Consider the following 25372-nt stretch of genomic DNA (forward strand, 5'->3'; position numbering starts at 1 on the left):
TCTAAGCAATGAACCTGCTCGCCTCGATGCGCTACCTGGTCGCGTTGAGCGAGCACCGCCACTTCGGCCGTGCGGCCGAGGCGTCGCACATCACACAGCCGGCGTTGTCGAACGCATTGCGCGCACTCGAAGACGAGTTCGGCGTGGTCATCGTCAAGCGGGGCCGCGCGTATGTCGGCCTCACGCATGAAGGCGAGCGCGTGCTGGCGACAGGCCAGCGCATGCTGCGCGACAACGAGGTGCTGCAGCAGGAACTGCGCAGCGACGAGGCGCACCCGCGCGGGCACCTGCGGATGGCCGCGGTGCCCACCGCCATTCCGATGCTGGCACGCTTCGCCGCGATGCTCCAGCAGCGGCAGCCGGGCATCGTGCCGACGGTTCTTTCGATGAGCTCGCAGCAACTCGAAATGGGCCTGGAGAACCTGTCGCTCGACCTCGCGCTGGGCTACACCGAACGCATGCGGCTGAAAAACGTGAAGCTCACCGCCTGGCCGCAGAGCATCGAGCACTACTACCTGTTGCGCCGCGCGCCCAAGCCTTCGAAAGACAAGCTCGCCATCGGCGCACCGATGCGATGGGCCGATGCCGGCGCGCTGCCCCTGTGCCTGCTCACGCCCGACATGCACAACCGCACGATCATCGATCTGGCACTGCGCGAGGCCGGCGTGGAGGTCGCGCCGGCGATCGAGACCAACTCCGTGTTGACGCTGGCGCTCGCGGTGATCGCAGGCGACGTGTGCAGCGTGCTGCCGGGCGCCATGGTCGCTGCCGTGCGCGGGTTGCGCGAGCTCGAGGCACTGCCGTTGGTCGCGCCTGAAGTGCGCACACCCATCGGCTTTTTGACGCAAGACGGCGTGCGGCCGTCACGCGCGCTCGGCGCGGCGCTCGAATTGCTGCAAACCCCCGAGTGGAAGGCGCAGATCGCCCAGCACAGCGGCGCGCTGGACGCGTAGCAGACGACGCGCCGTTCGGCTATCGTGACGACGATGTCAGTTCCAGCCACCGCTCCTACCGCTCCCAGCCCGGCCACCGCACGACGCAACGCTTCCGGCGAGCTGTCGATCGCACCGGTCGAGCGCCGCGCCGTTCGCGTCTACGGCGAAAAATCCATACCCGCCGAGGGCGTGGTGCGCGATGACACGCTCGCCGCCGAAGTGCCCGTCGCACTTGTCTTCAACGGCGTTTCGCACGCGGTGATGATGGCGACGCCGCAAGACCTCGAAGCCTTCGCGCTCGGCTTTGCGCTGAGCGAAGGCATCTTCGACACAGCATCCGATTGCCGTGGCATCGAGGTCGTGTCGATCTCAGCGCGCGATGCCGGCTTGCCCGACGGCATGCCCGCCATCGAAGTGCAGCTCGATATTTCGACGCGCAGCTTCGAGCGCCTGAAAGACCGGCGCCGCAGCCTCGCGGGCCGCACCGGTTGCGGCATTTGCGGCGTCGAAAGCTTCGCGGCGCTCGACCTCACGCCGCTGCCGTTGCCACCGCGCGACTGGATCGAGCGCATCGACCTCGCGACCGTGCTGCGGGCTTTCGATGCGTTGCCGCCGCGGCAGACGCTGAACCGCGAAGCCGGCGCCATTCACGCGGCCGGCTGGGCCACGGTTCAAGGCGATCTCGTCGAAGTGATGGAAGACGTCGGCCGTCATAACGCGCTCGACAAACTGCTCGGCCACCTCGCACAAACCGGGCAACTGGGCGAGCCGGGTTTCGTGCTGATGTCGAGCCGCGGCAGCCACGAGCTGGTGCGCAAGTGCGCGCGATTGGGATTGAGCGCGATGGCGACCATCTCGGCGCCCACCGCGATGGGCGTGCGCATGGCCGAACTCACCGGCCTTCGGCTGTGGGGCTTGTGCCGTGCGCCGCGCGCAGTGCTCTATGCATCGGGCGCGGGTGAGTCTTCGGCGGCGGCGTGATCACTTGCCGTGAAGGGCAAGCACTGCGTCGGCTGCGAGTTCGATGCCGCCTCCGGGCTGCGCAGACAAATCAGCGACAACGACCTTGCTTCGCTCCGGCCACTGTTGGAAATGAGACGTTTGAGACCTGTCGTAGAGCGGGTCGTAGTGCAGCGCCATCAGCTCGGCGAACAGCGGTGACAGCGCGCCACTGAGCGCCCAGGCCTGCCAGCGCGCGACCGTTTCCTTGCCCCGCATTTCTTTCAGCTTGCCGAGTTGCATCGCCAGCAGTTCAGCATCGTCGCCGAGGTAGGCATAGTCGCGCAGCAGGAAATCGAGGCGGGCTTCGGCACTGGCTTCGATCTCGATACACGGCGCCGCCCGCATATTGCCGACCAACGGGATCGGCACCGACAACCGCCCAATGCGTGCGCTCTCGCCCTCGACATACAGCGGCTTCGACAGATCGAGTGCTTCAAACGCCGTCGCGATGAGCGTCTCGAAGTGCTTTTGCGATGGCTGTTCGATGCCGGGCAGCGCGCCGAGCAGCGACCCTTTGTGGCGCGCGCAATCTTCCAGGTCGAGCACCTGCGCACCGCGCGCGGCCATGGCTTGCAGCACGCGCGTCTTGGCGCTGCCGGTCGGCCCGCAGATGATGCGCAGGTCGAGCTGCGGCGACATCGTTTCGATCACTGTCAGCACCTCGCGCCGGAAGCTCTTGTAGCCACCGGCCAATTGCTTGGCGTCCCAGCCGACCAGCCGCAACCAGCTGACCATCGACCCGCTGCGCAACCCGCCGCGCCAGCAATAGACCAGCGGCTTCCACTTGGCCGGCTTGTCGGCGAACTGTTCGCGCAGATGCTTTGCCAGGTTGGCCGCGACCATCGCGCCACCCACGCGCCGGGCCTCGAAAGCGCCGGTCTGTTTGTAGATGGTGCCGACAATGCGCCGCTCGTCGTCGTCGAGCACCGGGCAGTTGATGGCACCCGGAATATGGTCGAGCGCGAATTCCGCCGGCGAGCGCGCATCGATGACCGTTTCGAAGCTCTTGCGGTCTCCGACTTCGGTGGGTTTTCTATGCATAGGCTGGCCCCAGAACGCGCCGCAACCGGGCGCTCGCGAAATCGACGATGGCCACGAGCACGAACATCGCGATCAGCACGGTCATCGCCTGTTGTTGTTGAAAGATCGAAAGGTGAAAGTACAAAAGTTGCCCCAAGCCGCCACCACCGACGAAGCCGAGCACTGCGGCCATGCGAATATTCATCTCCCAACGGTACAGCGTATAGGCCAGCCATTGCGGCATCACGATGGGCAAACTTGCGTAGCCGAAGGCGGCGATGCTGCCCGAGCCCGCCAGCACCAGCGCCTGTTCGGGTTCGCGAGGCGCGTTCTCAAGGCTTTCGGCAAAGAGGCGGCCGAGTACGCCGGTCGTGTGCAGCGCCAGCGCCAGCACGCCGGCAAAAGGCCCGATGCCGGCCGCCAACACCATCAGCGCAGCCCAGACCAACTCGGGCACGCTGCGCAAGAAATTCAGCACGAAGCGCGTCGCGCTCCGCGGCACCACGCCCCAGCGGCCCGAGGCAGGCAAGGCCAGCACCGCGCCGACCAGTGCCGCGAGCAGCGTGCCGAGGGCCGATACCGCCAGCGTCTGCAGGGTGCCCCAGCCGACCTTGCCCAAGAACGCCGGCGATACGTCCGGTGGAAAGAACTCGGCGATGAATTTCGCCATGAGCCGCAGCGATTCGCCCGAGCCCAGCGCGCGAAAGTCGATGCCCAGATAGACGAAGCTGGCGACCACCGCCACGAGCACCAGCCCGATGGCCGTCCAGCAGCGCAGGCAAGGCGATGGCGCGGGAGGCAATACGGGAGAAGCGCTCATGCGAGCAGCTTGCGCAACAGGGTGCTCAGCATGTCGGCAAACAACACGAGCGCCAGGAACACCAGCAGGATGCTGCTGGCCTCGCCGCCGGCCAGCATCTTCATCGACTGGTCCATCAGCTGGCCGAGCCCGCCGGCGCCGACGAAGCCCATCACCACCGACGCGCGCACCGCGCATTCCCATCGATAGACGGTGTACGACGCCAGCTCTTGCCCGGTGTTGGGCAACAGGCCGTAGAGCAGCGCGGTGACGCGCCCGCTGCCGCCTTCGAGCAGGGCGCGCGCGGGCCGCGTGTCGGTCGACTCGAAGATCTCCGAGTAAACCTTGCCCAGCATGCCGCCGTAGGTGATGGCCAGCGCCAGCACACCCGCGGCGGGGCCGAGCCCGAGTGCGCGCACGAAGATCAGCGCCCAGACGATTTCAGGAATGGCGCGCAGCACCATCAGCACCGATCGGCCTGCTTGCCGCACGACCACAGATCGCACCCGGCCCGGCCCCGGCCCGATGCGCGACACCGACAGCGCCCGCGTGGTGATGAAGGCGAGCGGCACTGCGATGACGAAGGCAAGGGCTGTCCCGGCAGTCGCCATCGCCACCGTTTCGAGCGTCGCCTTCAGCAGCAGCTTCAGGAACTCGGGTTGGGTCGATGGCGGAAAGAAGCCCGCCAGAAAGCCGCCCATGACCGACAGGTTGCCGGGTGCGAACAGCGCAGCCGGGTTGAACTCGGCCAACTGCAGCATCGGCCAGCACAACACCAGCGCGAAGACGAGCCAGCCGAGGCGACGCTGCGCCAGCGGATCGCGCAGAGTGCGCTCCGGGGCGCGTGCCGGGATAGGCACCGGGATATTCATGCGCGGCAGACCGCGAGATGCATCGGCACTGCGCTGTCGGCAGCGCCTTGCGCGGTGTGCTCGTTCGCATACAACGCCGTCAACATCTCCTGCGTGACCTCGTCCCTCGGCCTGTCGAACACGACGCGCCCTTCGCGCATGCCGACGATGCGCGGGAACCAGCGCAGCGCCAGGTCGACCGCATGCAGCGAGGCGATGAAAGTGGCACCGGTCGCTTCGCTCTGCGCGACCAACTCGCGCAGCGTGGCATCTGCCAGCGTCGGGTCGAGGGCGGAAACGGGCTCGTCGGCGAGCAGCAACGCCGGTCGCTGGTACATCGCCCGCGCCACGCCCACGCGTTGCAACTGCCCGCCGGAGAGCCGGTCGCAGCGGTCGAACAAACGGTCCTGGAGCGACACGCGCGTCAGCGCTTCGTGCGCGCCGGCGATGTCCGATGGGTGCAGCAGCGACGCAATGGCGCGCGGCAGCGTCCATTCCCCCAAGCGCCCCGACAGCACCGCAGTCACCACGCGCAGCCGCGGCGCGATGGGCGGCGCCTGGTGCACGGTCGCGATGCGGGCGCGCAGTTTGCGCAACGCGGACGGCGACAGTTTCCAGGGATCGACGTCGAGCACCGCGACACGCCCTTCGACCGGATGCAGCGCCGCACCCAGCACGCGCAACAGCGTCGTCTTGCCTGCGCCCGAAGGCCCGATCACCGCCAGCCTTTCGCCGGCACCCGCCGACAGCGAAATGCCGGTCAGCGCACGGTGCCCGTTGGCGTGAACGAAACCGACGCCGTCGAGCGCGAAGCTCACTTGATCAGGCCAGCCGATTTGCCAGCGGTCTCGATGCTGTCGTAGTTGGACGATTGGGTCGGAATGAACTTGCTGGCGCGTTGCAGGCCCATGATTTCCTTCTGTGCCGGATTGGCCGGGTCCAGCTTCAGGAAAGCATCGGTCAGCTTCTTCTGCAGCGCCGGATCCATGCCGGGGCGAACCGTCCAGTTGTAGTCGTAGAAAGGCGGCGTGGTCGCCAGCACCCGCACCTTGGCGGCATTCGGGTTCTTGGACTCCACCAGCTTGTCCCACACCGATGCGTTGAGCACGCCGGCCTCGGCGCGCGATGCGGCCACGAAGGCCACGGTGGCGTCGTGCGCGCCGGAGAACGCGACCGTCTTGAAGTCTTTTTCCGGGTCGATGCCGGCTTGCAGCAAAAAGTAGCGCGGCATCAGGCTGCCCGAAGTCGACGACGGCGCGCCGAAAGCGAAGGTCTTGCCTTTGAGGTCGGCCAGCGTCCTCGCGGTGCTGTCGATCGGCACGATGAACTTGCTGGTGAACACCTCGTCTTCAGCGCGCTGCACGATCGGCACCACGCCGCCGTTGGTGCGAATGCGCGCCTGCACGTAGGTGAAGCCGCCAAGCCACGCCAAGTCGATCTTGTTGGAGGCGAGGCCTTCGACCACGGCGGCGTAGTCGGTCACGGGCGTGAACACCACGTCCATGCCCGTTTCCTTCTTCAGGTAGTCGCCCAGGGGCGTGAACTTGCGCTGCAGCTCGGTCGGCGCCTCGTCGGGGATGGCGGACACGCGCAGCACGTTGGCGCTCTGAGCGTGCGCACCGAGGGCTGCGAACGAAACGGAAAACGCGAGCACGAAACGAGTGATTGCGTGGGTAAATGTCTTCATGGGGGAAATGTCCTGCTTCGATAATGCACGTCATGAAACCAACACTGATGAACCCGCTGGCGCCGCTGCGCCTCACGAGCTTTTCTCATGGTGGCGGCTGCGGCTGCAAGATCGCGCCGGGTGTGCTGTCGCAAATTCTAAAGAGCGGCGGCAGCGGACTGATTCCGAAGGAATTGATGGTCGGCATCGAGACCGCCGACGACGCCGCCGTCTACCGCCTGAACGACGAACAGGCGCTCATCGCGACCACCGACTTCTTCATGCCGATCGTCGACGACCCGTATGAGTTCGGCCGCATCGCAGCCACCAACGCCATCAGCGACGTGTACGCCATGGGCGGCAAACCCATCATGGCGCTGGCGTTGGTCGCCATGCCCATCGACAAGCTGCCCGTCGAAGTCATCGGCGAGATCGTGCGCGGCGGCCAGGACGTGTGTCGCGCGGCCGGCATCCCCATCGCGGGCGGCCACACCATCGACTCGGTCGAGCCGATCTACGGCCTGGTCGTGATGGGCCTGGTGCACCCCGATCGCGTGCGCCGCAATACCGGCGCCAAGGCCGGCGATGTGCTGATCCTCGGCAAGCCGCTCGGCGTCGGCGTGCTGTCGGCGGCGCTGAAGAAGGAGCAGTTGTCAGAGGCCGGGTATCGGCAACTGATTGACACGACGACCAAACTCAACACGCCCGGCATCGCACTGGCGCAGCTCGACGGCGTGCATGCACTGACCGACGTGACCGGCTTCGGCCTGGCCGGCCATGTGCTGGAACTGGCGCGGGGTGCGGGGCTGACTGCGGTGATCGAGTGGTCGAAGGTGCCGCTGCTGGAGGGCGTCGAAGCGATGGTGGCCGAAGGGTTTGTGACCGGGGCTTCGGGGCGGAACTGGGAAGGCTACGGCGCTGATGTCCAGTTGGCGGAGGGACTTTCGAAGACTGCGCAGAGTCTGTTGAGCGATCCGCAGACTTCGGGGGGGCTGTTGGTGAGTTGTTCGGCTGAAGCGGTGGACGCTGTGCTGGAGGTGTTCAGGACCGAAGGGTTTGGCGGCGCTGCTGTCGTTGGGCGGGTCGAGAGCGGGTCTGCGGGTCTGCGGGTCCACTCCTGAGCTGTGAACGCCAGCTTCAGAAGGCAGACTCAACCGGTCTACGCAAGAGATTCCGGATCGCAAGGCCTCGGCGGTGGTTCCTGATTTCCCCATGATGAACGATGGCCGCCGCATGAACAAGAAGGCGTCGAAGGGGCACGTACGATTGCCACAGCACCTCACCCGGTAGAGCGGTGGGCAACTGCTTTTGAAATGGCGTCAAAAAGATCGCACGCCGACCGAGTCGAGTGACCGCGTCCAATGCCCTGGAGAAATAGGCGCTGCCGTGCTTGTGTCCGGTTCCTGACGGAAAATGATCGGCGCGTCACCGTTCGCGAGAAATTGGCGAATTTCATCAGATAGCTCATGTTCCGGATGCGGGTCGAAGAGCGGAAACTCCCCGCTGTGGCGCGGTTGAGGCCAATCCGGCTGGTCCTTGGCAAACCACGACGGAAACAAGGTCAGCGAAAGATCCGCGACGGTATGCATATGCTCGACCAAGTGCGCCACTGGCTCAAGCCCTTTGCGTTGACGCTCTTTGTTCAAGTCTGGGACGGCGATCCGATCGATCAGTTTGGCGTCAATGCCGTTCCAGATCCAACGACGCCAGCTAATCGGCAGCCACGCAGGAATACCAATTGGCCCTATCGTCAGAGGATCGTGGACGGTTCGCATATTCGCCGGCGCCAGATAGCCGCCAACGATCGGCAAGTCGGGCCGTTCAGCCCGCGCCAGCGATGCCGCGGGCAGCGCGAAGGGATGAGTGAGCAGCAGGCACTGCTCATCTGCTGGCAAGGCTCTGACGAAGGTCGGGATCTCCACCAAGATGGAAAGGACACCGCGCCACAGCGTTTCGAACGCCTTCCGTGAATCCCAAAGGTCGGGATTATTGATGAGAGCGAAATAGTCCTCGCGGCTCCCAAGCGCATGAAACGCGAATCCAGCCTCCCGAACTAGTTCCTCATGAACGGCCGGGGCCAGGAACGTGATCCGGTGTCCTCTCCGTTGCAGGGCCTGCCCAAGGCTGATGAATGGATTCACATCACCAAGTGTGCCAATTGAGACCACGACGATATGAGCTGCTAGGCGCGCAGATTTTGTCCAAGGAATGAAAGTTGACCGACGGTACGTTTTTTCGTACGCTATCGAATGTTTGGAGAACACCATGATCACCCCTATCACAGCGAGCGAAGCTCGTGCAAGCTTGTACCGTCTGATCGATCAAACCAGCGAGTCGCATCAGCCGATTCTTATCTCGGGCAAGCGCAGTAGTGCGGTCCTTGTTTCGGCCGATGATTGGCAGGCGATACAGGAAACGCTGTATCTGCTGTCCGTCCCCGGCATGCGCGAATCCATCAAGAAAGGCATGGCCGAGCCGTTGGACAAGAGCGCCAAGAAGCTTTGCTGGTGAGGTGGGAAGTCGTTTATGCGAAGCACGCAATCAAGGATGCCAAAAAGCTTGCTGCGGCGGGCTTGAAAGGCAAGGCTCTGGAACTGCTCGAAGTACTGGTCGTCGATCCATTTCAGAATCCGCCACCGTACGAAAAGCTTGTCGGGGATCTTGATGGCGCGTACTCGCGGCGAATCAACATCCAACATCGCCTTGTGTATGAAGTTTTCAAAAAGGAGCGCATCGTTCGCGTGCTTCGAATGTGGAGTCACTACGAATGAATCAGGTTCGAATCGGCGGCGGGTCTGAATATGTTCTCTTCGAACTCCTTTCGCACGAAGTGACTGATGGCTGGTATGAAATGCGGGCAAGTGTCGCTGTCCCTGGTTTCACTTCCGCAGTCAACGCGTTCCTTGAACCGACCGACTTCGCTCGATTCGAGCAGCAACTCAAAGTGCTGTACGACACACTTCAGGGAACGGCTGAACTTCATCCACGTGAGTCGCAAATCAACGTCGTTCTCACTGGAAACGGCCGCGGCGGCATTGAAGTGACCGGCGACATTTCTTCAATCAGTTGGACGAACAAGCTTCAATACGGCTTCACGATCGACCAGACCTTTCTGGTAGACACACTGGCCCAGCTTGAGCAACTCGGTTCAGGCGTTTGAGGCTTGCAGAATTCGCTTGCTTGCCCGCATCACTCATACAGCAACTGCGTCCGAAGACTCCGCTCCACCTTCCGTGCAAACACCTTTTGCGCTTCCATGTCCGTCCCCGCACACACCGGCTGCGTCGCGACCATCGTCATGGTCCGCACGAGCTTGAGTGATCCGGCTTCTCGCTGAACTGTCTGCCGATACTCGATGCGGCTGCCGGTCACGTCGAGCGTGTGGTGTTCGGAAGGCGGGTCTCGCAGTAGGCGCACGTTGTCGGGTAGCTTGAGCTCGACTGTCTCGCTGACTTCGCCGTTGGGGCAACCGTAGGGATAGTGGCGCTCCGTCCTCAGCGATGCCACCCAGGGCGCCAGGGCATTGAAGCCTGACGGAGGCATGCGGATCGCACCGGGTCCGGGCAAGTCCAGAAAGTTTTTTGTGTCGTAGTCCAGGCCGAATTCTGCTTCTGCGCTGTCTGCACGCAGGTCAGGCCGGCGCAGTACGCCCGTGCCGTTGGCGCCTGCTTGGGCGAGCATTGACGTCACCACCTGCGCATCGGAAATCGATTGCATCGCCGCGAATGTTCCGCGCAATGTGGCGGCACCCAAGCCGGTGCCACGAACGGAAGTCTTGACGACGGCCGATTCATCTCGCGCGACATCGATCACCTGCTTCACCGCCGTCAACCCGCCGTCGGACAGCGGGGTGCTGGCCCATTGGCCCGACTTCACATGGAGCACCTGCTTGCCGCCGTCGGCGAAAGGCAAGGTGCCAAAGGCGTTGTAGCGTGCCGTGCTGTCCAAGTACAGGTTCAGCTGCGGCACGTAAGTGATCATGTGGTTGAACGCCTGGAGTGTTCCGGCGCGCGGCATCCAGAACGCGTTGCCCGCGCCGATCAACACGGGCGTGCTGTCGATTCCCTTGGCGCGCAGCAATGCGCCGAGCAAGACCGCCTGGTCCTTGCAGTCGCCATAGGCGTTCGAAAGAATGCTGTCGAGCGGTCTCGGAATGAAGCCACCGCGTTCGAGGACAACGTTCACATAGCGGATGTTCAGACGCACCCAGTTGTAGAGTGCCTCGGCCTGTTTGCGCGGGTCCGACACGCCCTGGGTCAGTTGATCCGCCAGCGCAACGATGCGCGCAGTGGGCGCAGAAATATCGCCAGTCAATTGACCGTAGGCGGTGGCAAGGGCAGCACCGTCGGCCATGGTGCTGACGACCATCCTCGGGCTGTAGTCGCTTCGCGCCACGCTGCCTGCTTCGGGCGCGACCGCCTTTGCGTTGTCGCTGCTAAAGACGTGCTTCACCCGGCCATCGGCCAGCGTTTCCTGCACATGCGGAAGGTCGATGGTTTGCACGTCCAGTGGCATGTCCGCAGGGGCGGTAACCGTGAAAACAAAATCCTGTCGCGCGGAGTGCGGCGAGATGAACTCCATGGCGCTGAACTGGCCTGGGAGGATCGGAACGCGCTGAGTCACACGCGTCTTCAACAGGATTTTTGCGCCTGGCGTGACTTGTGGAAAAACGATGGTCTTGACCTTCTGGTCACTGAACATCGGCGCGGCCTGCGATGCATAGGGTTCCTGCACGAAGATGGCGGACGGCGGGACGTCGATCTCCTTGCCGTCCGGCGTGATCAGCCGCGCCAACACGATTTCGGTGGTTTCCAGGCTGGCGCTGTACGACTGCGCGATTTGCGCGACTTCGCGCACGCCGGCATCGTTGAGCACCACTCGGATCGAGTCGATTTCCTTGACGAAGCGGCCGTCGCGTTCGACGATGTAGTCGACATGGCGCCGCTCGTAGGCAATGCCGGGCGTGAAGCCGGTCTCCGCACTTGATGCAGCCGGCAACGCTGACTGCGCGACGGCGTGGTGAGAGACCGCCAGCAAAGCAAGAACCATCCAGTAGCGGATCATTTTTTTCTCCCTGTGCGTTTTCTGCTGGCTTGGGCGGTGAGGCCTTGGCTGTGCGGCGCAGTTTAGTTTGCGCGGCGAAAGATGCAACAGGAGGTGTGCTGCGCGCAGTTCCAGTCAAACGACTCCAACCGCACGCGAAAGATACCTGTGATTACCGCGGTAGTCGGCAAAGGCCGGCGTCTTGTCGTCGACCATTTCGAGAAAGCCGCGCGGCCCACCGCTGTGCTGAACGTGGGATCAGCCGGTTGTTGACACCGTGGCTATGTAGAAACTGTTTTGCGGCCGGCGTTTAGACGCTAAGCCAATGACCGAATGATCTTGTCCAGCGTCAGCGGATAGTCCCGCACCCGCACGCCACAGGCGTTGTAGACCGCATTGGCGATGGCCGCCGCGCTGCCGCACAAGCCCAGCTCACCGACACCCTTCGCTTTCATCGGCGACGATTTGTCGTCCACCTCGTCGAGGAAGAACACGTCCTGCTTCGGAACGTCGGCGTGCACCGGCACGTGGTACTCGGCCAGGTCGTGATTGACGAAGTAGCCATAACGCGTGTCGACGACCAGCTCCTCCATCAGCGCTGCGCCGAGGCCCATGGTCATCGCGCCGATCACCTGGCTGCGGGCGGTCTTCGGGTTGAGGATGCGGCCGGCCGCGAAGGCGCCGCTCATGCGCCGCACGCGCACTTCGCCGGTGGCCGCATCGACGCCGACTTCCGCGAAGTGCGCACCGAAGGTGGCCTGCGCGTAGGTCTTGGCCAGGTCGCCGAACTCGATGCCGTCTTCCACGCTGATGCCTTGCCGGCCTGCCACTTCGGCGAGTGTGAAGCTGCGGTTGCCCGAAATGATCTTGCCCTCGTCGAAGCGCGCATCGCCCGCCATCAGGCCGGCCTTGCGTGCAATGGCTTCGCGCAATTTCATGCAGGCCGCATAGACACCGGCCGTCGAACTGTTGCCACCCCATTGCCCACCCGATCCGGCCGATACCGGAAAGTCCGAGTCGCCCAGCCGCACGACCACCTGTTCGAGCGGCACGCCGAGCATTTCCGCCGCGGTCTGCGCAATGATCGTGTAGCTGCCGGTGCCGATGTCCGTCATGTCGGTCGAGATCGTGACCACGCCCTTGCCGTCCACCGCGGCGCGCGCCGCCGATTTCATGGTTAGGTTGCCGCGGAACGCGCTGGCCATGCCCATGCCGACCAGCCATCGGCCATCGCGCACCAAGCCGGGCGTGGCACGCCGTTGGTCCCAGCCGAAGCGCTGTGAGCCGATGCGCAGGCAGCCGATGAGGTCGCGGTGCGAGAACGCACGGCCAGGCTTCTCGGGATCGACCTGGGTGTCGTTCGCGATGCGCAGCGCAACGGGGTCCATCTTCAGGCGCTCCGCCAGCTCGTCCATGGCGATTTCGAGCGCCATCAAGCCGGAGGCCTCGCCCGGCGCACGCATGGCGTTGCCTTCGGGTAAATCGAGCGTGGCGAGACGGTGGGAGGTGATGCGGTTGTCAGCCGCGTAGAGCAGGCGCGTCTGCATCGCGGCGGTCTCGGGCTGACCGCCGGGCAGGTCACCGGACCAGCTCTCGTGCGAGATGGCGACCAGCTTGCCGTCGTTGCCGGCGCCCAGCTGGATGCGCTGGATCGTCGCGGGACGATGGGTCGTGTTGTTGGGAATTTGCGGCCGCGCGAGCGCTACCTTGACCGGTCGGCCGGCCACGCGTGCCGCCAGCGCCGCCATGACGACGTCGCTGCGAATCCACAGCTTGGAGCCGAAGCCCCCACCGACATAGCTCGACACCACACGAACGTCCGCCGGCTGCAGGCCGAGCACTTCCGCCAGGTCGCGCTTCGCCCAGGCGATCATCTGATTCGAGGTCCACACCGTGAGCTTGCCCTCCTGCCACGACGCGATGCTGGCAAAGGGCTCCATCGCCGAGTGGCTCTGGTGGGGCGTGGTGTAGGTCTGGTCAACCTTGACGGCGGCGTTCGCGAAGGCCTCGGCGAAGTTGCCGACGGCAGTGTCCGGCGGGTCGTCCATCTTCGGCTTCACGGCCGAGGCACGTTCTTTGGCCAGGTCGAAGCGCCCTTCGACGCGGTCGTACTCGACCACGATGAGCTGCGTGGCCGCTCTGGCCTGCTCGAACGTCGAGGCCACCACGATGGCTACCGCCTGATCGAAGTGATCGATGTCGGGCCCCGCCATCAGTTTGGCGGTGATGGCCTGGGCCTTGTCGACCTTGCCGGCGTTCTCATGGGTGACCACGGCGATCACGCCGGGTGCCGCGCGCGCGGCGCTGGTGTCCAGGCGCCGGATGCGTCCTTTGGCGATGGCGGCGCCGAGGATGACGCCGTACGCCTGATTCGGCACCACGTCATGCCGCTCATAGGCATAGGGCGCGGTGCCGGTGGTTTTGAGCGGGCCGTCGATGCGGTCGTGCGGCTTGCCGACCACCTTGAGACGGTCAATCGGATTGCGGGTCGCGGGTTGATCGAATTTCATGATTTCAACTCCTCGCTTCTGCCAGCACCGAGGCCAGCGTACGTTCCACCAGCAACGGCTTGAACGCGTTGTGTTCGCTGGTGCGTGCGCCTGCGAGCGTGACGCGCGCAATCGACGCAGCATCGGCCTGCGATTCGGCCGCCTCGACGCGCCACGGCTTCGGTGCCAGACCGCCATAGGCAAAGCGCCCCCGCCCATCGGGCTGGACCACCGCAGCCACCGAGATCAGCGCAAACGCATACGACGCGCGATCGCGCACCTTGCGGTAAATGTGCTTGCCGCCCAACGGCGCCGGCAGCGTTACTGAGGTGATCATTTCGTCGCGCGCCAGGGTGTTTTCAACCTGTGGCGTGGTGCCGGGCAGGCGATAGAAATCGGCGATCGAGATCGCGCGTCGCGTGCCGTCGGCTCGCACCGTTTCCACCGAGGCGTCGAGCAGGCGCATGGCGACCGCCATGTCGCTCGGATGCGTTGCGATGCACTGGTCGCTGGTCGACAAAATCGCCAGGTTGCGATCGAAGCCGCCGATTGCCGTGCAGCCAGAGCCCGGCTGACGCTTGTTGCAAGGCTTGGTCGTGTCATAGAAATAGGGGCAGCGCGTGCGTTGCAGCAGGTTGCCCGCGGTCGTCGCCTTGTTGCGCAACTGGCCCGAGGCGCCCGACATCAAAGCGCGACTGAGCACGGCGTAGTCGGCGCGCACGCGCGGGTGTGCAGCGAGGTCGGTGTTGCGTACGAGCGCGCCGATACGCAACCCGCCGCCTTGCATGTCTTCGACCTGGCCCAGGTTCAGGCGGTTGATGTCGATGAGGTGCGTCGGCGTTTCGATCTGCAGCTTCATCAGGTCGAGCAGGTTGGTGCCGCCTGCGATGAGCTTGGCGCCGGGCGTATTGGCCAGCGAAGCGGCCGCACCTGCGGGCGTCGTGGCGCGCTCAAAAGTGAACTGCTTCATGCGGCGTCTCCGGCGACTTCCTGGATGGCGTCGAGGATGTTGGCGTAGGCGCCGCAGCGGCAGATGTTGCCGCTCATGCGCTCACGGATTTCTTCCGGCGTGGCCCGTTGGATGGCCTTGATGTCGACACTTACGTGGCTCGGTATGCCAGCCTTGATTTCCTGCAGCGTGCCCACTGCAGAACAGATCTGGCCTGGCGTGCAGTAGCCGCACTGGAAGCCGTCATGCTTGATGAAGGCGGCCTGCATCGGATGCAGTTTTCCGGGCGCTCCCAGCCCTTCGATCGTCGTGATCTCGTCGCCGTCGTGCAGCACTGCCAGCGTCAGGCAACTGTTGATGCGTCGACCGTTGACCAGCACGGTACAGGCACCGCATTGGCCGTGGTCGCAACCCTTCTTGGAGCCGGTCAGATGGAGGTGTTCTCGCAGCGTGTCCAGCAAGGTGGTGCGGGTGTCGAGGTCGAGTGCGTGCGTCTGGCCGTTGACTTTGAGTTCGATGGGCATCATGGGCAGGGGTCCCGCGCCTTTGGGTGCAGATGTTTCGGCCGTTTGCGCACGGCTCGCCGCAATGGGCAGCACTGTGCCGGCGGCAGTGGCCAGGCCGCTCGCGAGCACGTCGCGCCTGCGGACTTCATAAGAGTCTGGTTGTATCGACATGGTGGGTTTCAGGGATGGTTACCGGTCTGTTCTTCAAGGCGCCTCTTCGGGCGCCTGGTGGGGAATGACGTCTTCGGGGCTGGGCGAGTTCTGGCCGCCTTCGGACTTCACGGTGCCCTCTTCGAGGTGCAGCTCAGCCATCTTTTCCTGGGCCTCGTGTCTCGCTTGCTCCAGCAGCGATTCGTTATCGAGCGCGTCGGGGGTCGGTGATGTTGCAGACATGGGAGTTCCTTGCGTGGGGCAGGCGACTAAGTGCCCGAGGTATCGACGTTGGAGGCGTTGCTGACCTTTTCATCAGAACGATTCAAAACACCTTGCCTCGGCACCGCGCCGTGCCGCGTCGGACTTGACGCCGAGCACTGGTGCTCCGGCAACAGGAGAACGCTACCGTCTCGCTGGAGCGCGGGCGGAAGGGAGAGGGAGTCGAACCCTCCCGGCGACGCGTGGCGCCACCCACCGGGTTTGAAGCCCGGCCGCCCCACCAGGGACGATTCCCTTCCATGTCTTGTTGCTCATGGAATGATTCATGTCGACGACGACGACGACGACGACGACTACGACGCAGCAGGCTTGCTGCTGCCCGACGCACCGAACAGCACGGTATCGGGCCGCAGCAAATGCACATCCTTGACGCGTCGCGTGTAGCCGACGCGGTCGAAAAACTCGAGCAGCTGGATCGCGCGCTTGCGACCGAGGCCGGTCGCGTCTCTGAAGCTCGCGGCTTGCAGCCCTTCCGGCAACGCGAGGCAGTCGCGTGCCAGTGCGGCCAGCCGCTCGATGGTCGCCGCTGGATAGTACAAGTCCTTGACCACCTGGAATGTCAGACCGCGCCGCGCCAGGCTGGCGAGGGTCTGGCGCACGACCGCATCCGATGCGCCGCAGCCTTTGGCGAGGTCGCGCACCCATGCGGGATCGAAGCCGCCGTCTGCAAGCACGGGCAACAGCTTTTGACCCAGCCGCTCTTCGGTGGCGCTGAGCACGGCCGCATGCGCGGGCAGATGCAGCCAGTGGCCGCTGCGTGCCAATGCGCCGTGGTCTAGCAGCGCCTCGATGGCGTGCAGCCACAGCGCATCGCCGGTGCGTGGTGCGGCGAGTCGCTTGAGGCGGCGCGGGTCGGGGCCGACTTCTTCGGGTGATGTAGCGTGGAATTCAGCGAGGCGGTCGGTGATGCGCTGTTGCAGCGCAGCGAAGTGCGTGCCGGCGATGAGTGCGCCGGTGTTCAGCGCGCTTGCAATCGATGCGCCGGCCAGCCGCACGGCATCGGCTGGCAACGGCAACGCCACGTCTGGCTGCAGCGCGAGCGCACGCGTCACGCGGTTTGCATCGATGCCGAGCGGCGCGCTGGCGAGGAGCGCCGCCACGAGCGCGGCGCGGTCGTCCAACGCCCACGCTGCCAGCGCGTGCAGGCGCTCCGGCGTTCGTCGATAGCGCACGGGCGCAAAGGGATCGAGCACGCGCACGCCTGCGATGGTTCGCACCGCGGATGCGTCGCGCAGCACGCCGCGGTCGCCGTGCCATGCGGCCATCGGCTCGCGCAGCACGAGTTGCGCGAGCGCGGTGTCGCCGGGTCCCAGCACATCGCGGTCGAGCAATGCGACCGAAGCCATCACGTCGCTGGTGCCGAGGTGCGTGTGCACGGTCGTGCCCGAGCGCAACGCGTGTGCTTCGCCGGGCCACAGCATGAGCTGCACGTCGATGCGATCGGTGCTCAGCGCGATGCCGGGCGCGCAAACCCACTGGCCGCGATGGACCTCGTCTTTGGCAACGCCGGCCAGCGCGAGGGCGCAGCGCTGACCGACATGCGCGGACTCGGCTTGCTCGTTCTGTGCGTGGATGCCGCGCACGCGCACCTTGCGCTCGCCGGGGACGATGAGGAGTTCGTCGCCGATGCGGACGTGGCCGGCCATGACCGAGCCGGTGACGACAGTGCCAACGCCGGGGAGGGTGAAGGAGCGGTCTACTGCGAGGCGGAAGGCTTGGGGTGCGTTGGGTGCTTGCCCCCATCCCTGCCTTCCCTCGGGAAGGGAAGGAGCAACACGGGCTGCCTCGGCGACCAGGTGGTTGCGCAGGGCATCTACGCCTTCGCCGGTCGTTGCCGACAGCGCGAAGCCCGGCGCGCCTGCAAGCGAGGTGTCGGCGAGCAGGGCATCGATGTCGGCGCGCACCTGTGCCACGCGCACGTCGCGTTCGGCGGTATCGATGCGGTCGATCTTGGTGATGGCGACGGTCCCGCGTTGCAGGCCGAGCAACGCGACCACGGCCAGGTGCTCGCGCGTCTGCGGCATCACGCCGTCGTCGGCCGCCACCACCAGCAAGGCGTGGTCGACGCCGGTGGCGCCGGCCAGCATGGTGTGCAGCAGGCGCTCGTGGCCGGGCACATCGACGAAGCCCAGTGAAATGTCATCGGCAGTGCGCAGGTACGCGTAGCCCAGCTCGATAGAGATGCCACGCCGCTTCTCTTCGGGCAGCCAGTCGGTGTCGACACCGGTGAGCGCGCGCACCAGCGTCGTCTTGCCGTGGTCGATGTGACCTGCGGTGCCGATGATCATGGCGCGCGCCTGGCCATCACATGAAGTTGCGCGTGTGCATGTCAGCCAGGCGATCTGCTTCAGCACGCGCGAAGCCCAACCGCCCGAGCCGCGCACGCCGGCCGGCAGACATGTCGCGCTTGAGTTGCTGCACCGCCTCGTGCCCACGCGCGATGGCCGGCACCGTGAGCTCGCCGGCGGCCAGCAGCACCAGCGCATCGAACACTTCTTCGTTCAGGCCCGCGCTGTTGGCAAGCGCGTCGTAGCGCTGCTCGATCGCATTGCGCAAACGGATCTGGTAGTCGGGCTCCTCGGCCAAGCGGTACTCCAAGTGCGCCATACCGAAGGCCACGTGCCGCGCCTCGTCGCGCGCTGCCAGCCGGGCGATCTGCCGCGTCACCGGATCGGGCGCGTGCGCATGCAGGAAGTTGAGCAGATTGATGAAGCTGCCTTCACCGAGCACCGACAGCAGGAAGGTCGCGATCGAGAAATCCGGCGCCTCGAAGAGCGACTGCAAGCTGGCCTGGCCGCCCGCGGTCGACAACGCAGGTTTGCCGCCGCGCAAGGCCACGCGGCGCGTGAACACTTCGATGTGTCGCGCCTCGTCGGCGCATTGCAGCGCCAGCAGTTGCAGCACTTCGCGGTAGTGCGGATGGATCTGGCCGAGGTGCCGCGCCGGCACCAGCAGCGCGGCGTTCTCGTTTTCGATCAGGTACGTCATCACCTGTACCACGGCCGCTTCGACGGCGGGCGGCAGGTCGAAAGGTGTGTCCCAATCGACGGCAGTGGCCGGATCCCATTGCGCTGCGGCGGCTTGCGCGTAGAGCGCGCCGGCGGTCTCTGCCCACAGCTCGTTGCGGCGATGCAGTGTGAAGGCGAAGGGCGGGCTGCCGGCTTCGACCGTGGCACCGCGTGCGGCCAGACCCCAGCCAGCGAGGGCGTCTTCGGCCGGCGCGTCGCTTGCAGACTGCGCGCCATGCCAGCGCCCTTCGGCGTGCGAAGCGCGGGTCAACAGCGCCTGCGTTGCGCCGGACTCGCCCGTGTCGAAGCGCACGCCGTGCCCTTGCTGCCGGCACCATGCTTCCAGGTGAATGTCCCAGGCCGGCGCCGTGCCTTGCACACGCAGTTCGCCGCTCGCAGGCACCTCGGCCAGCGCACGGCGGATGAGCAGCAGGGCGCCTTGTTCGAGCCCGAGCGACTCAATATCGATAGTCGGTGTTGAGGATGCGGCCATCTTGGCTGTAGAACTTTTCGTTGTCGACGGCGCGTTCGAGTTGCGCGTAGCCACTGGTGCGGCCGGCGCGCCATTCGCGCAGGCCTTCGAGTTCGAGCAGCGGGCGCACCAGCGGGTCGTCCCAGCGCATCGACAGCAGCAGCGTCACGAAGTGTTCGATCTGACGTTCCGGCGCGCCGGGGCTGGTCGTGAAGTTGCAATGGTCGAAGGGCGCTGTGCTCGCGATGACGCGTGTGCTGCCGGCGGGCAACGTGCCGTCGAGCCCGAAGGCCAGGTGGTTGCCCGCGATGAGGCAGCACGCATCGACCTCGTGGGCCATCAACGCGCGTGCCGCATCCCGTTCGCCGCCGATGTGGTCGCCATGCTTGCCCCCGAGCACGTCGAAGATCCTGAGCGTGAAATCGTCGCGCTGGATCAGGCCTTCTTCGGTCCGCAGATGGTCCAGTGGAATGAGCGTGGCCTGGGGCGAATCGAGCGCACCGGCGCCCAGCGTCTTGTCGCGCAGGTCGGATGCTTTTTCGATGTCACTGTCGGCGCGCACGACGATCACCGAGCGCAGGTCGATGTCGGTGTCGCGCATCGCGACCGACTTCACCTGCAGCCCCTTGCTGCGCGCGATGCGGTCGGCCCGCACCCACGCCAGCGGCGAGTTCCACGCGAGGTGGATCGAGCCATCGAACTGCGCCTCGACCTGTCGTTCGTAGTTCGAATACAGCACGTAGTCGAAAAGCAGGCCGTGCGCGATGAAGAAGGCCTTGAAGCCTTCCCAGATGGTGACGACCTTGGGCGCATAGGCGACTGCGCCCATCACCAGAGTTTGTTCTGACATGCGGTGTTCTTTCAGTGATTGATCGATGTTCAGAACAGCGGCAGGCCGGTGATGGCCTTGCCGATGAAGTCGTACAGCACGTCGGACGTCGGCGCCATCACGCTCGATGCGCGTGCATCGCGGAACAGACGCTCGATGCCGGCTTCCTTGCGAAAGGCGGCGCCACCGCACACGCGCATCGCGATGTCGGTCACTTCGAGCGCGGTCTCGGCGGCAGCGGCCTTGACTTCGAGCACGCGCAGCATGGTGTCGGCGCGGCCGGCACCGATGGCGGCCACCGTGTCGTCCAGCAGCGCCTGCGCCATGTCGGTCTTGATGCGGCCGCGTGCCAGGTAGGCGCGGATCGTCGGCAGGTCGGCCAGCGAGCTGTCGAGATGCAGGTGGCGCGTCTGGCTCACATGGCCGATGGCGCGCGACATGGCGCCTTCCATCAGGCCGACGGAGCACGCCGCGGCGAGCGAGGTGAACCATGGCAGCACGACGCCCATCATGGTGTCGAAACCCTTGCCGTCTTCGCCCAACTGATCGGTCGCCGCGACGCGGACGCCTTCGGCCGTGACAGGTGTCGATGCGTTGCCGCGCAAGCCGAGTCCATCGAATTTGAAGGGCTGGCTGAGCCCTGCCGCCTTGGCTTCCACGTACCAGAGCGTGCTGGCGCCTTCGGCCGCGAGCGGCTTGCTCGACCACACATAGCTGTCGGCTTCGAAGGCCGATGTGACCCAGCTCTTGCGCGCGTCGAGCACCACCGCATCGCCCTGGTCGCCACTGTCGAGCCGTGCGGTGCCGGTGGGCGCCCAGAAGTGGCTGCGCGAATCGGCTTCGGAGAAAGCCAGCGTGCTGAGATGCTTGCCCGCGGCGATGGCCTTGCGCACCGACTCGTTGCCCTGTTGCTCGATGACCGCCGTCGCGCAGTAGTGCATGCAGACGACCATCGCCGTCGAAGGGCAGGTCTGCGCGATGCGCGACACCATCTGCACTGCTTCTGCAAGGCCCTTGCCCATGCCGCCCACGCTGGTCGCGGAGACGAGTCCGAGCAGGCCCGCACTGCCCAAAGCCCGGATCACCTCGCGCGGAAAGCGGCCCTCGGTGTCGGTGCGCTGGGCCAGTGGCGCCAGCGTGTCGGCGAGGATGGGGGTAAGCAGGTCGAGATGGGACATGGGATGAATCAAGCGTAAGTGGGGTCTATTGCAGTCGTTCGCGCAGGGCGGGCAACTGGTCGACGAAGGGCGCGCTGTTTTCGAGGCACCGCAGGTCGAGCAACAGCCGATCATCCGCGATGCGGCCGATCACCGGCAGCGGCAGGCTGCGCAGCGCGGTCGCCAGCGCATCGAGCGCGGTGCCGATGCCCTTCTTCGACGTGCCCGCAGGCGCCAGCGCAAGACCGGCGGAAGGCAGGCGTTCGACCGGCAATGAGCCGGAACCGATCTGGCCGAGCAGTTCGACCACCTCGACGGTGAAGCGCGGGCTGACCGCGTCGGCCACCGCACCCCGAACCGCATGCGCCAATGCCCGGATGGCGTCGGCCGGCCGGGTCAGCAGGCGCAGCGTCGGCAGGTCTTGTGCCAGCCGCTCGGGCCGCAGGTAGAGCATGAGAGTCGCTTCGAGGGCAGCCAACGGCAGCTTGCTCATGCGGAGCGCGCGCTTCATCGGGTACTTGCGGATGCGGCCGACAGCCTCTTTGCTGCCGACGATCAAGCCCGCCTGCGGACCACCGAGCAGCTTGTCGCCGGAAAAGGTGACGACATCGCAGCCGGCCGCCAGCATCTCTTGCGGCAACGGCTCGCGCGGCAAGCCGTAGTGCGCAAGATCGATGAGCGAGCCGCTGCCCAGATCCGTAGCGAGCGGCACGCCGCGCGCATGGGCGATGGGCGCCAGCACGGCTTCGTCGACTGTCGCGGTGAAGCCTTGCACCATGTAATTGCTGGTGTGCACCTTCATCACGAGTGCAGTGCGGTCGCTGATGGCGCGCTCGTAGTCGGCGGGATGGGTGCGGTTGGTGGTGCCGACCTCGACCATGCGCGCGCCGGCGCTCGCCATCACGTCCGGCATGCGAAAGGCGCCGCCGATCTCGACCAGCTCACCGCGCGAGACGATGACTTCGCTCTTGTCCGGCGTCGCGCCCGCCAGCGCCGCGATGGTCAGCAGTACGGCGGCAGCGTTGTTGTTGACGACCGTCGCAGCCTCTGCGCCGGTGATCGTGCAGAGCAGTTCCTCGACGATCGAATCGCGATCGCCACGGCCACCGGACGCCAGGTCGTATTCGAGGTTGTTGGGCGACGCCATCAGCGTGAGCATGTGCTGCAACGCTGCATCGGCCAACAGGGCGCGGCCGAAGTTGGTGTGAATGACGGTGCCGGTGAGATTGAACACGGCCTGCATGCGCGGTGCGAGGCGTCTTCGCACGCGAGCGGTCAGCGCATCGGCGACGGCTTCGGGCTTTACTGCTTCTGCTTGCAACGTACCGGCAACTGCTTGCGCACGCAGACTATCGAGCAGCGCACGCGCTTCCTTCACCACCAGCGTGTGGCCGTGCTCGTGAAGCAAAGCGCTTGCCGTTGCACCGCGCAGCAGCAAGTCGACCGAAGGCAGATCCTGGGGCCTTGCCTTCGAGCCGTGGACCACGGACTCTTCGGGCGCGGCCATCAGCCGCCTCCGCCGTCGTGGTCTGGCGGACTCGGCTCCGGGTCGCCGAAGAGCAGCATCAGGTTGTGGCCGCTGCGCTCGAAACCGGCTTCGGACACGAGCAGGTCGAGCGCTACGCTGGCGAGGTCGTCGGCGACGGGCTCGACCTCGGGGTCTTTCTCCATCGAGACCTGCTTCAGGTAATGGCCGCAGGTGTCGCAGCATTCGGCCTTGACGGCGCCCGCTTTTGCGCCCGGCAACCCAGCGGTGGTCCTAGGCGCAGCGCCTTGTTCGACCGCCAGCTCCTGGTAATGGATGCCTTCGGTACTCTCGCAATGCGTGCACTTGATGCGAACGAAATGCCACTGCGTGCTGCACAGCGAACAGTGCAGATAGCGAAAGCCGGCGTCTTCAGCGCCGATGCGCGTGATGCTGGTGGTCGGTACGCTGCCGCAGCACGGGCATTCGGTCGCGGGCTCGGTTTGGCCGAAGACGCGTTCGCCGTGCGTGTCGGCAGTGAGCATCGCCAGCTGTGCCCAATACGTCTGCAGGCCGGCGGCGATCAACGGTGCCGTCGCCAGGTCGAGCCCTAAAGTGATGCGACGCGAGAGGTGATCGGCCTGGTGCTCGATCCAATGGTCGGGGCTGGCGAGCAACCGGTCGACGGTGTCGCGCGCCGGCCCTGCGGTCAGTCGCTCCCTGAACACGCCGAGCAGCCGCCGCAGGCCATCTCGCCAAACCGGGTCGCGCGGCCAGCCGAAGGCCGGCATCGGCGGCTTCAAGGCTTTGGCGGCGGCCTGGCAGGCTTCGGTATCCGGTAGTGCGACCGCCGGGTAGTTTTGCAGCACTTCGTGCTGTGCCGTTGCCAGGTCTGCGATGAAGATCAGGTACTCGCGCATCGGGTGCGACGCGGCGAGCTGACGCAGCCGAAGTTGCCGGTCGGAGAACAGATTGAGGCGCTCGGGCGGGCGCACGAACGGCATCTGCCGCCCGGCCTGCAAGGCGATTTCTTCGGCACTCAGAACCCGAATATTGCGGACAGGAGGGGCGTTGCCGGTATTGCTTGTCATCGGAGCCGATTATTCACGGCTTGTCATTCCCGGTCATTTCGCGGTGCCACAACGGGTGGTTGAGCTTGGCCCACGCTTCGGTCACCGTGCCGCGCGTCATCGCCCGCGTTGTCCCCTTGACCCAGATCGCGGCGTAAACGTGTGTGATGACCGACAGGATCAGCACGATGGCCGAGAACGCATGCACCAGCACCGAAATGCGCCGCAGGGTGATCGGAAAGAAGCCGACGAACCAGGGGCTCCAGAAAACAAAGCCGGTGAGAAATAGCAGCACCAAGCTGACGCCGAAGGCCCAGAACACCAGTTTTTGCCCGGCGTTGTATTTGCCGACCGGCGGCATCTTGGACTTGTCGCCCTTGAGCATGCTCGGCGCGTTCTTCATCCATTCGACGTCGACGCGATTCAACACGTTGTCGCGCCACACCGTAAAGAACAGGATGGCGAAGCCGAGCACCATCGCGACGCCCATGAACGGGTGCAGCACACGCGTCCACGGACCGCCGCCGAACAGTCCGCTCAGGAAGAACAGGCTCGGGTGAAAGAAGGCCAGCCCCGAAAGGGCGGCTGCGACGAACATCATCGCCACGAACCAATGGTTCAGGCGGGTCGAGTCCGGGTAGCGGCGCAGGTAGCGAATCGTCATGGCGTGCTCCTTATTCCACAGGCGGCACATCGGCACGCGAAGACGGACCCGACCTTGCCAGCGCAATGCGTGCCGCGTCGTTAGGCGGTGGCGGCGGCCCTTCGATGATCTCCACGTCGCCGCTGGCGTCGCCGTCGATGCCGGCTTTTTCTTTCGGCTCGATCGGCCCGACCTTCATGTAGTGGAAGAAGCTGCCGACCACCGCGCCGGCCATTGCCAGCACCGCCAGTGGCTTTGCCACGCCTTTCCACAGCGAAACGAACGGGCTGATGTGCGGGTCTTTAGGCAGGCCGCTGTAAAGGCCCGGCCGGTCGGCATGCTGCAGCACGTACATCACGTGCGTACCGCCCACGCCAGCAGGGTCGTACACGCCGGCATTCGCGAAGCCGCGCTCCTTCAGGTCGACGATGCGCTCGTCGGCGTACTCGTGCATGGCTTCCTTGGTGCCGAAGTGAATCGCACCGGTCGGGCAGGCCTTGACGCACGCCGGCTCCAGGCCTACGCCCACGCGGTCGGAGCACAGCGAGCACTTGTAGGCCTTGTTGTCGCCCTTGCTGATGCGCGGCACGTCGAAAGGGCAGCCCGTGACGCAATTGCCGCACCCTACGCAATGCTCGCTGATGAAGTCGACGATGCCGTTGCTGTATTTGACGATCGCGCCCGGTGCTGGGCATGACTTCAAGCAACCGGGGTCTTCGCAATGCATGCAGCCGTCCTTGCGGATCAGCCATTCGAGCTTGCCGGGTTCGGGCTCGACTTCGGCAAAGCGCATGACGGTCCACGAGGCGGGCGTCAGGTCGTTCGGGTTGTTGTAGCTGCCGACGTTTTCACCGATCTCGTCGCGCAGGTCGTTCCATTCCATGCAAGCGACCTGGCAGGCCTTGCAGCCGATGCAGGTCGATACATCGATCAGTTTGGCAACCTCCATTACGGCCGGACGATGCCGCACGTCGGGCGAAGGTTGCGTAGTGGCCGAGCGGGCGGCGATGTCCAGAGTTTGAAGTGAGGACATGGA

Annotated in this window: 25 protein-coding genes and 1 tRNA gene; 6 read left to right on the top strand and 20 right to left on the bottom strand. The window is 65.2% G+C overall.

Annotation, left to right across the window (positions count from 1 at the left end):
* Nucleotides 1-8: 8 nt before the first annotated feature.
* A complete protein-coding gene (locus H7F36_RS10630) occupies nt 9-953 on the top strand; it encodes a LysR family transcriptional regulator (RefSeq protein ID WP_187054637.1) in 945 nt (314 codons plus the stop codon).
* A gap of 33 nt (nt 954-986) precedes the next feature.
* Nucleotides 987-1916 carry a formate dehydrogenase accessory sulfurtransferase FdhD gene (gene fdhD / locus H7F36_RS10635; RefSeq protein WP_187054638.1) on the top strand — a complete coding sequence of 310 codons (930 nt, stop codon included), beginning with the start codon at nt 987-989 and terminating at the stop codon, nt 1914-1916.
* On the opposite strand, the gene mnmH is transcribed toward fdhD, so the two are convergent.
* Genes mnmH through H7F36_RS10660 form a run of 5 tightly spaced genes read right to left on the bottom strand, consistent with a single transcriptional unit; the run spans nt 1917 to nt 6294 of the window.
* Nucleotides 1917-2978 (bottom strand): tRNA 2-selenouridine(34) synthase MnmH, encoded by a 1062-nt coding sequence (gene mnmH, locus H7F36_RS10640; protein WP_187054639.1) that lies wholly within the window; start codon nt 2976-2978, stop codon nt 1917-1919.
* Nucleotides 2971-3777 carry a phosphonate ABC transporter, permease protein PhnE gene (gene phnE / locus H7F36_RS10645; RefSeq protein WP_187054640.1) on the bottom strand — a complete coding sequence of 269 codons (807 nt, stop codon included), beginning with the start codon at nt 3775-3777 and terminating at the stop codon, nt 2971-2973. Before phnE ends, mnmH begins: the two co-directional genes overlap by 8 nt.
* Nucleotides 3774-4628 carry a PhnE/PtxC family ABC transporter permease gene (locus tag H7F36_RS10650; RefSeq protein ID WP_187054641.1) on the bottom strand — a complete coding sequence of 285 codons (855 nt, stop codon included), beginning with the start codon at nt 4626-4628 and terminating at the stop codon, nt 3774-3776. Before H7F36_RS10650 ends, phnE begins: the two co-directional genes overlap by 4 nt.
* Nucleotides 4625-5425, bottom strand: a complete 801-nt coding sequence (locus H7F36_RS10655) for a phosphonate ABC transporter ATP-binding protein (RefSeq protein WP_187054642.1) — start codon at nt 5423-5425, stop codon at nt 4625-4627. The genes H7F36_RS10650 and H7F36_RS10655 overlap by 4 nt, the downstream gene beginning before the upstream one ends.
* The gene (locus H7F36_RS10660; RefSeq protein WP_187054643.1) at nt 5422-6294 is read right to left on the bottom strand and encodes a putative selenate ABC transporter substrate-binding protein; all 873 of its coding nucleotides are present in this window, start codon (nt 6292-6294) and stop codon (nt 5422-5424) included. The genes H7F36_RS10655 and H7F36_RS10660 overlap by 4 nt, the downstream gene beginning before the upstream one ends.
* A 32-nt stretch (nt 6295-6326) precedes the next feature.
* Between H7F36_RS10660 and selD the strand changes: the two genes are divergently transcribed.
* A complete protein-coding gene (selD, locus tag H7F36_RS10665) occupies nt 6327-7394 on the top strand; it encodes a selenide, water dikinase SelD (protein WP_261802573.1) in 1068 nt (355 codons plus the stop codon).
* Between the two features lie 198 nt (nt 7395-7592).
* Here selD and H7F36_RS10670 read toward each other — a convergent pair whose 3' ends face one another.
* Nucleotides 7593-8414 carry a hypothetical protein gene (locus H7F36_RS10670; protein ID WP_187054644.1) on the bottom strand — a complete coding sequence of 274 codons (822 nt, stop codon included), beginning with the start codon at nt 8412-8414 and terminating at the stop codon, nt 7593-7595.
* A 127-nt stretch (nt 8415-8541) separates the two neighbouring features.
* Between H7F36_RS10670 and H7F36_RS10675 the strand changes: the two genes are divergently transcribed.
* From H7F36_RS10675 to H7F36_RS10685, 3 genes are read left to right on the top strand one after another with little or no spacing between them, the layout of a single operon-like run.
* On the top strand, nt 8542-8784 hold the full coding sequence (locus H7F36_RS10675; protein WP_187054905.1) for a type II toxin-antitoxin system Phd/YefM family antitoxin: 243 nt from the start codon (nt 8542-8544) through the stop codon (nt 8782-8784).
* The gene (locus H7F36_RS10680; RefSeq protein WP_187054645.1) at nt 8781-9044 is read left to right on the top strand and encodes a Txe/YoeB family addiction module toxin; all 264 of its coding nucleotides are present in this window, start codon (nt 8781-8783) and stop codon (nt 9042-9044) included. The genes H7F36_RS10675 and H7F36_RS10680 overlap by 4 nt, the downstream gene beginning before the upstream one ends.
* Nucleotides 9041-9433 (top strand): hypothetical protein, encoded by a 393-nt coding sequence (locus H7F36_RS10685; protein ID WP_187054646.1) that lies wholly within the window; start codon nt 9041-9043, stop codon nt 9431-9433. The genes H7F36_RS10680 and H7F36_RS10685 overlap by 4 nt, the downstream gene beginning before the upstream one ends.
* Nucleotides 9434-9462: 29 nt before the next feature.
* Here the strand turns inward: H7F36_RS10685 and H7F36_RS10690 are convergent, their stop codons facing one another.
* The 14 genes from H7F36_RS10690 to fdxH all read right to left on the bottom strand — a co-directional run bounded on the left by H7F36_RS10690 (nt 9463) and on the right by fdxH (nt 25369).
* Nucleotides 9463-11337, bottom strand: a complete 1875-nt coding sequence (locus H7F36_RS10690) for a DUF3857 domain-containing transglutaminase family protein (RefSeq protein ID WP_187054647.1) — start codon at nt 11335-11337, stop codon at nt 9463-9465.
* A gap of 296 nt (nt 11338-11633) precedes the next feature.
* Nucleotides 11634-13826: an aldehyde oxidoreductase molybdenum-binding subunit PaoC gene (paoC, locus tag H7F36_RS10695; protein ID WP_187054648.1), complete on the bottom strand. Its 2193-nt coding sequence runs from the start codon at nt 13824-13826 to the stop codon at nt 11634-11636.
* 4 nt (nt 13827-13830) lie between these two features.
* Nucleotides 13831-14775, bottom strand: coding sequence for an FAD binding domain-containing protein (locus H7F36_RS10700; protein WP_187054649.1), 945 nt, complete (start codon nt 14773-14775; stop codon nt 13831-13833).
* Nucleotides 14772-15431, bottom strand: a complete 660-nt coding sequence (gene paoA / locus H7F36_RS10705) for an aldehyde dehydrogenase iron-sulfur subunit PaoA (RefSeq protein ID WP_187054650.1) — start codon at nt 15429-15431, stop codon at nt 14772-14774. The genes H7F36_RS10700 and paoA overlap by 4 nt, the downstream gene beginning before the upstream one ends.
* A 33-nt stretch (nt 15432-15464) precedes the next feature.
* Nucleotides 15465-15653 carry a hypothetical protein gene (locus tag H7F36_RS10710; RefSeq protein ID WP_187054651.1) on the bottom strand — a complete coding sequence of 63 codons (189 nt, stop codon included), beginning with the start codon at nt 15651-15653 and terminating at the stop codon, nt 15465-15467.
* Nucleotides 15654-15838: 185 nt separating this feature from the next.
* A tRNA-Sec gene (locus H7F36_RS10715) sits at nt 15839-15931 on the bottom strand.
* A gap of 54 nt (nt 15932-15985) precedes the next feature.
* Entirely contained in the window at nt 15986-17980 is a 1995-nt protein-coding gene (gene selB / locus H7F36_RS10720; RefSeq protein ID WP_187054652.1) for a selenocysteine-specific translation elongation factor, read from the bottom strand.
* Nucleotides 17981-17996: 16 nt separating this feature from the next.
* Nucleotides 17997-19193 (bottom strand): ferritin-like domain-containing protein, encoded by a 1197-nt coding sequence (locus H7F36_RS10725; protein WP_187054653.1) that lies wholly within the window; start codon nt 19191-19193, stop codon nt 17997-17999.
* On the bottom strand, nt 19159-20022 hold the full coding sequence (locus H7F36_RS10730) for a phosphate/phosphite/phosphonate ABC transporter substrate-binding protein (protein WP_187054654.1): 864 nt from the start codon (nt 20020-20022) through the stop codon (nt 19159-19161). The genes H7F36_RS10725 and H7F36_RS10730 overlap by 35 nt, the downstream gene beginning before the upstream one ends.
* A 29-nt stretch (nt 20023-20051) precedes the next feature.
* Entirely contained in the window at nt 20052-21179 is a 1128-nt protein-coding gene (locus H7F36_RS10735; protein WP_187054655.1) for an acyl-CoA dehydrogenase family protein, read from the bottom strand.
* A gap of 25 nt (nt 21180-21204) precedes the next feature.
* Complete coding sequence (gene selA / locus H7F36_RS10740; protein ID WP_187054656.1) at nt 21205-22665, bottom strand: L-seryl-tRNA(Sec) selenium transferase; 1461 nt, start codon at nt 22663-22665, stop codon at nt 21205-21207.
* The gene (fdhE, locus tag H7F36_RS10745) at nt 22665-23714 is read right to left on the bottom strand and encodes a formate dehydrogenase accessory protein FdhE (RefSeq protein WP_187054657.1); all 1050 of its coding nucleotides are present in this window, start codon (nt 23712-23714) and stop codon (nt 22665-22667) included. Before fdhE ends, selA begins: the two co-directional genes overlap by 1 nt.
* A gap of 13 nt (nt 23715-23727) precedes the next feature.
* On the bottom strand, nt 23728-24357 hold the full coding sequence (locus H7F36_RS10750) for a formate dehydrogenase subunit gamma (RefSeq protein ID WP_187054658.1): 630 nt from the start codon (nt 24355-24357) through the stop codon (nt 23728-23730).
* Nucleotides 24358-24367: 10 nt separating this feature from the next.
* The gene (gene fdxH / locus H7F36_RS10755; RefSeq protein WP_187054659.1) at nt 24368-25369 is read right to left on the bottom strand and encodes a formate dehydrogenase subunit beta; all 1002 of its coding nucleotides are present in this window, start codon (nt 25367-25369) and stop codon (nt 24368-24370) included.
* Nucleotides 25370-25372: the final 3 nt, after the last annotated feature.

Origin of the sequence: Variovorax sp. PAMC28562, from assembly GCF_014303735.1 — a bacterium.
Taxonomy (GTDB): domain Bacteria; phylum Pseudomonadota; class Gammaproteobacteria; order Burkholderiales; family Burkholderiaceae_C; genus Variovorax.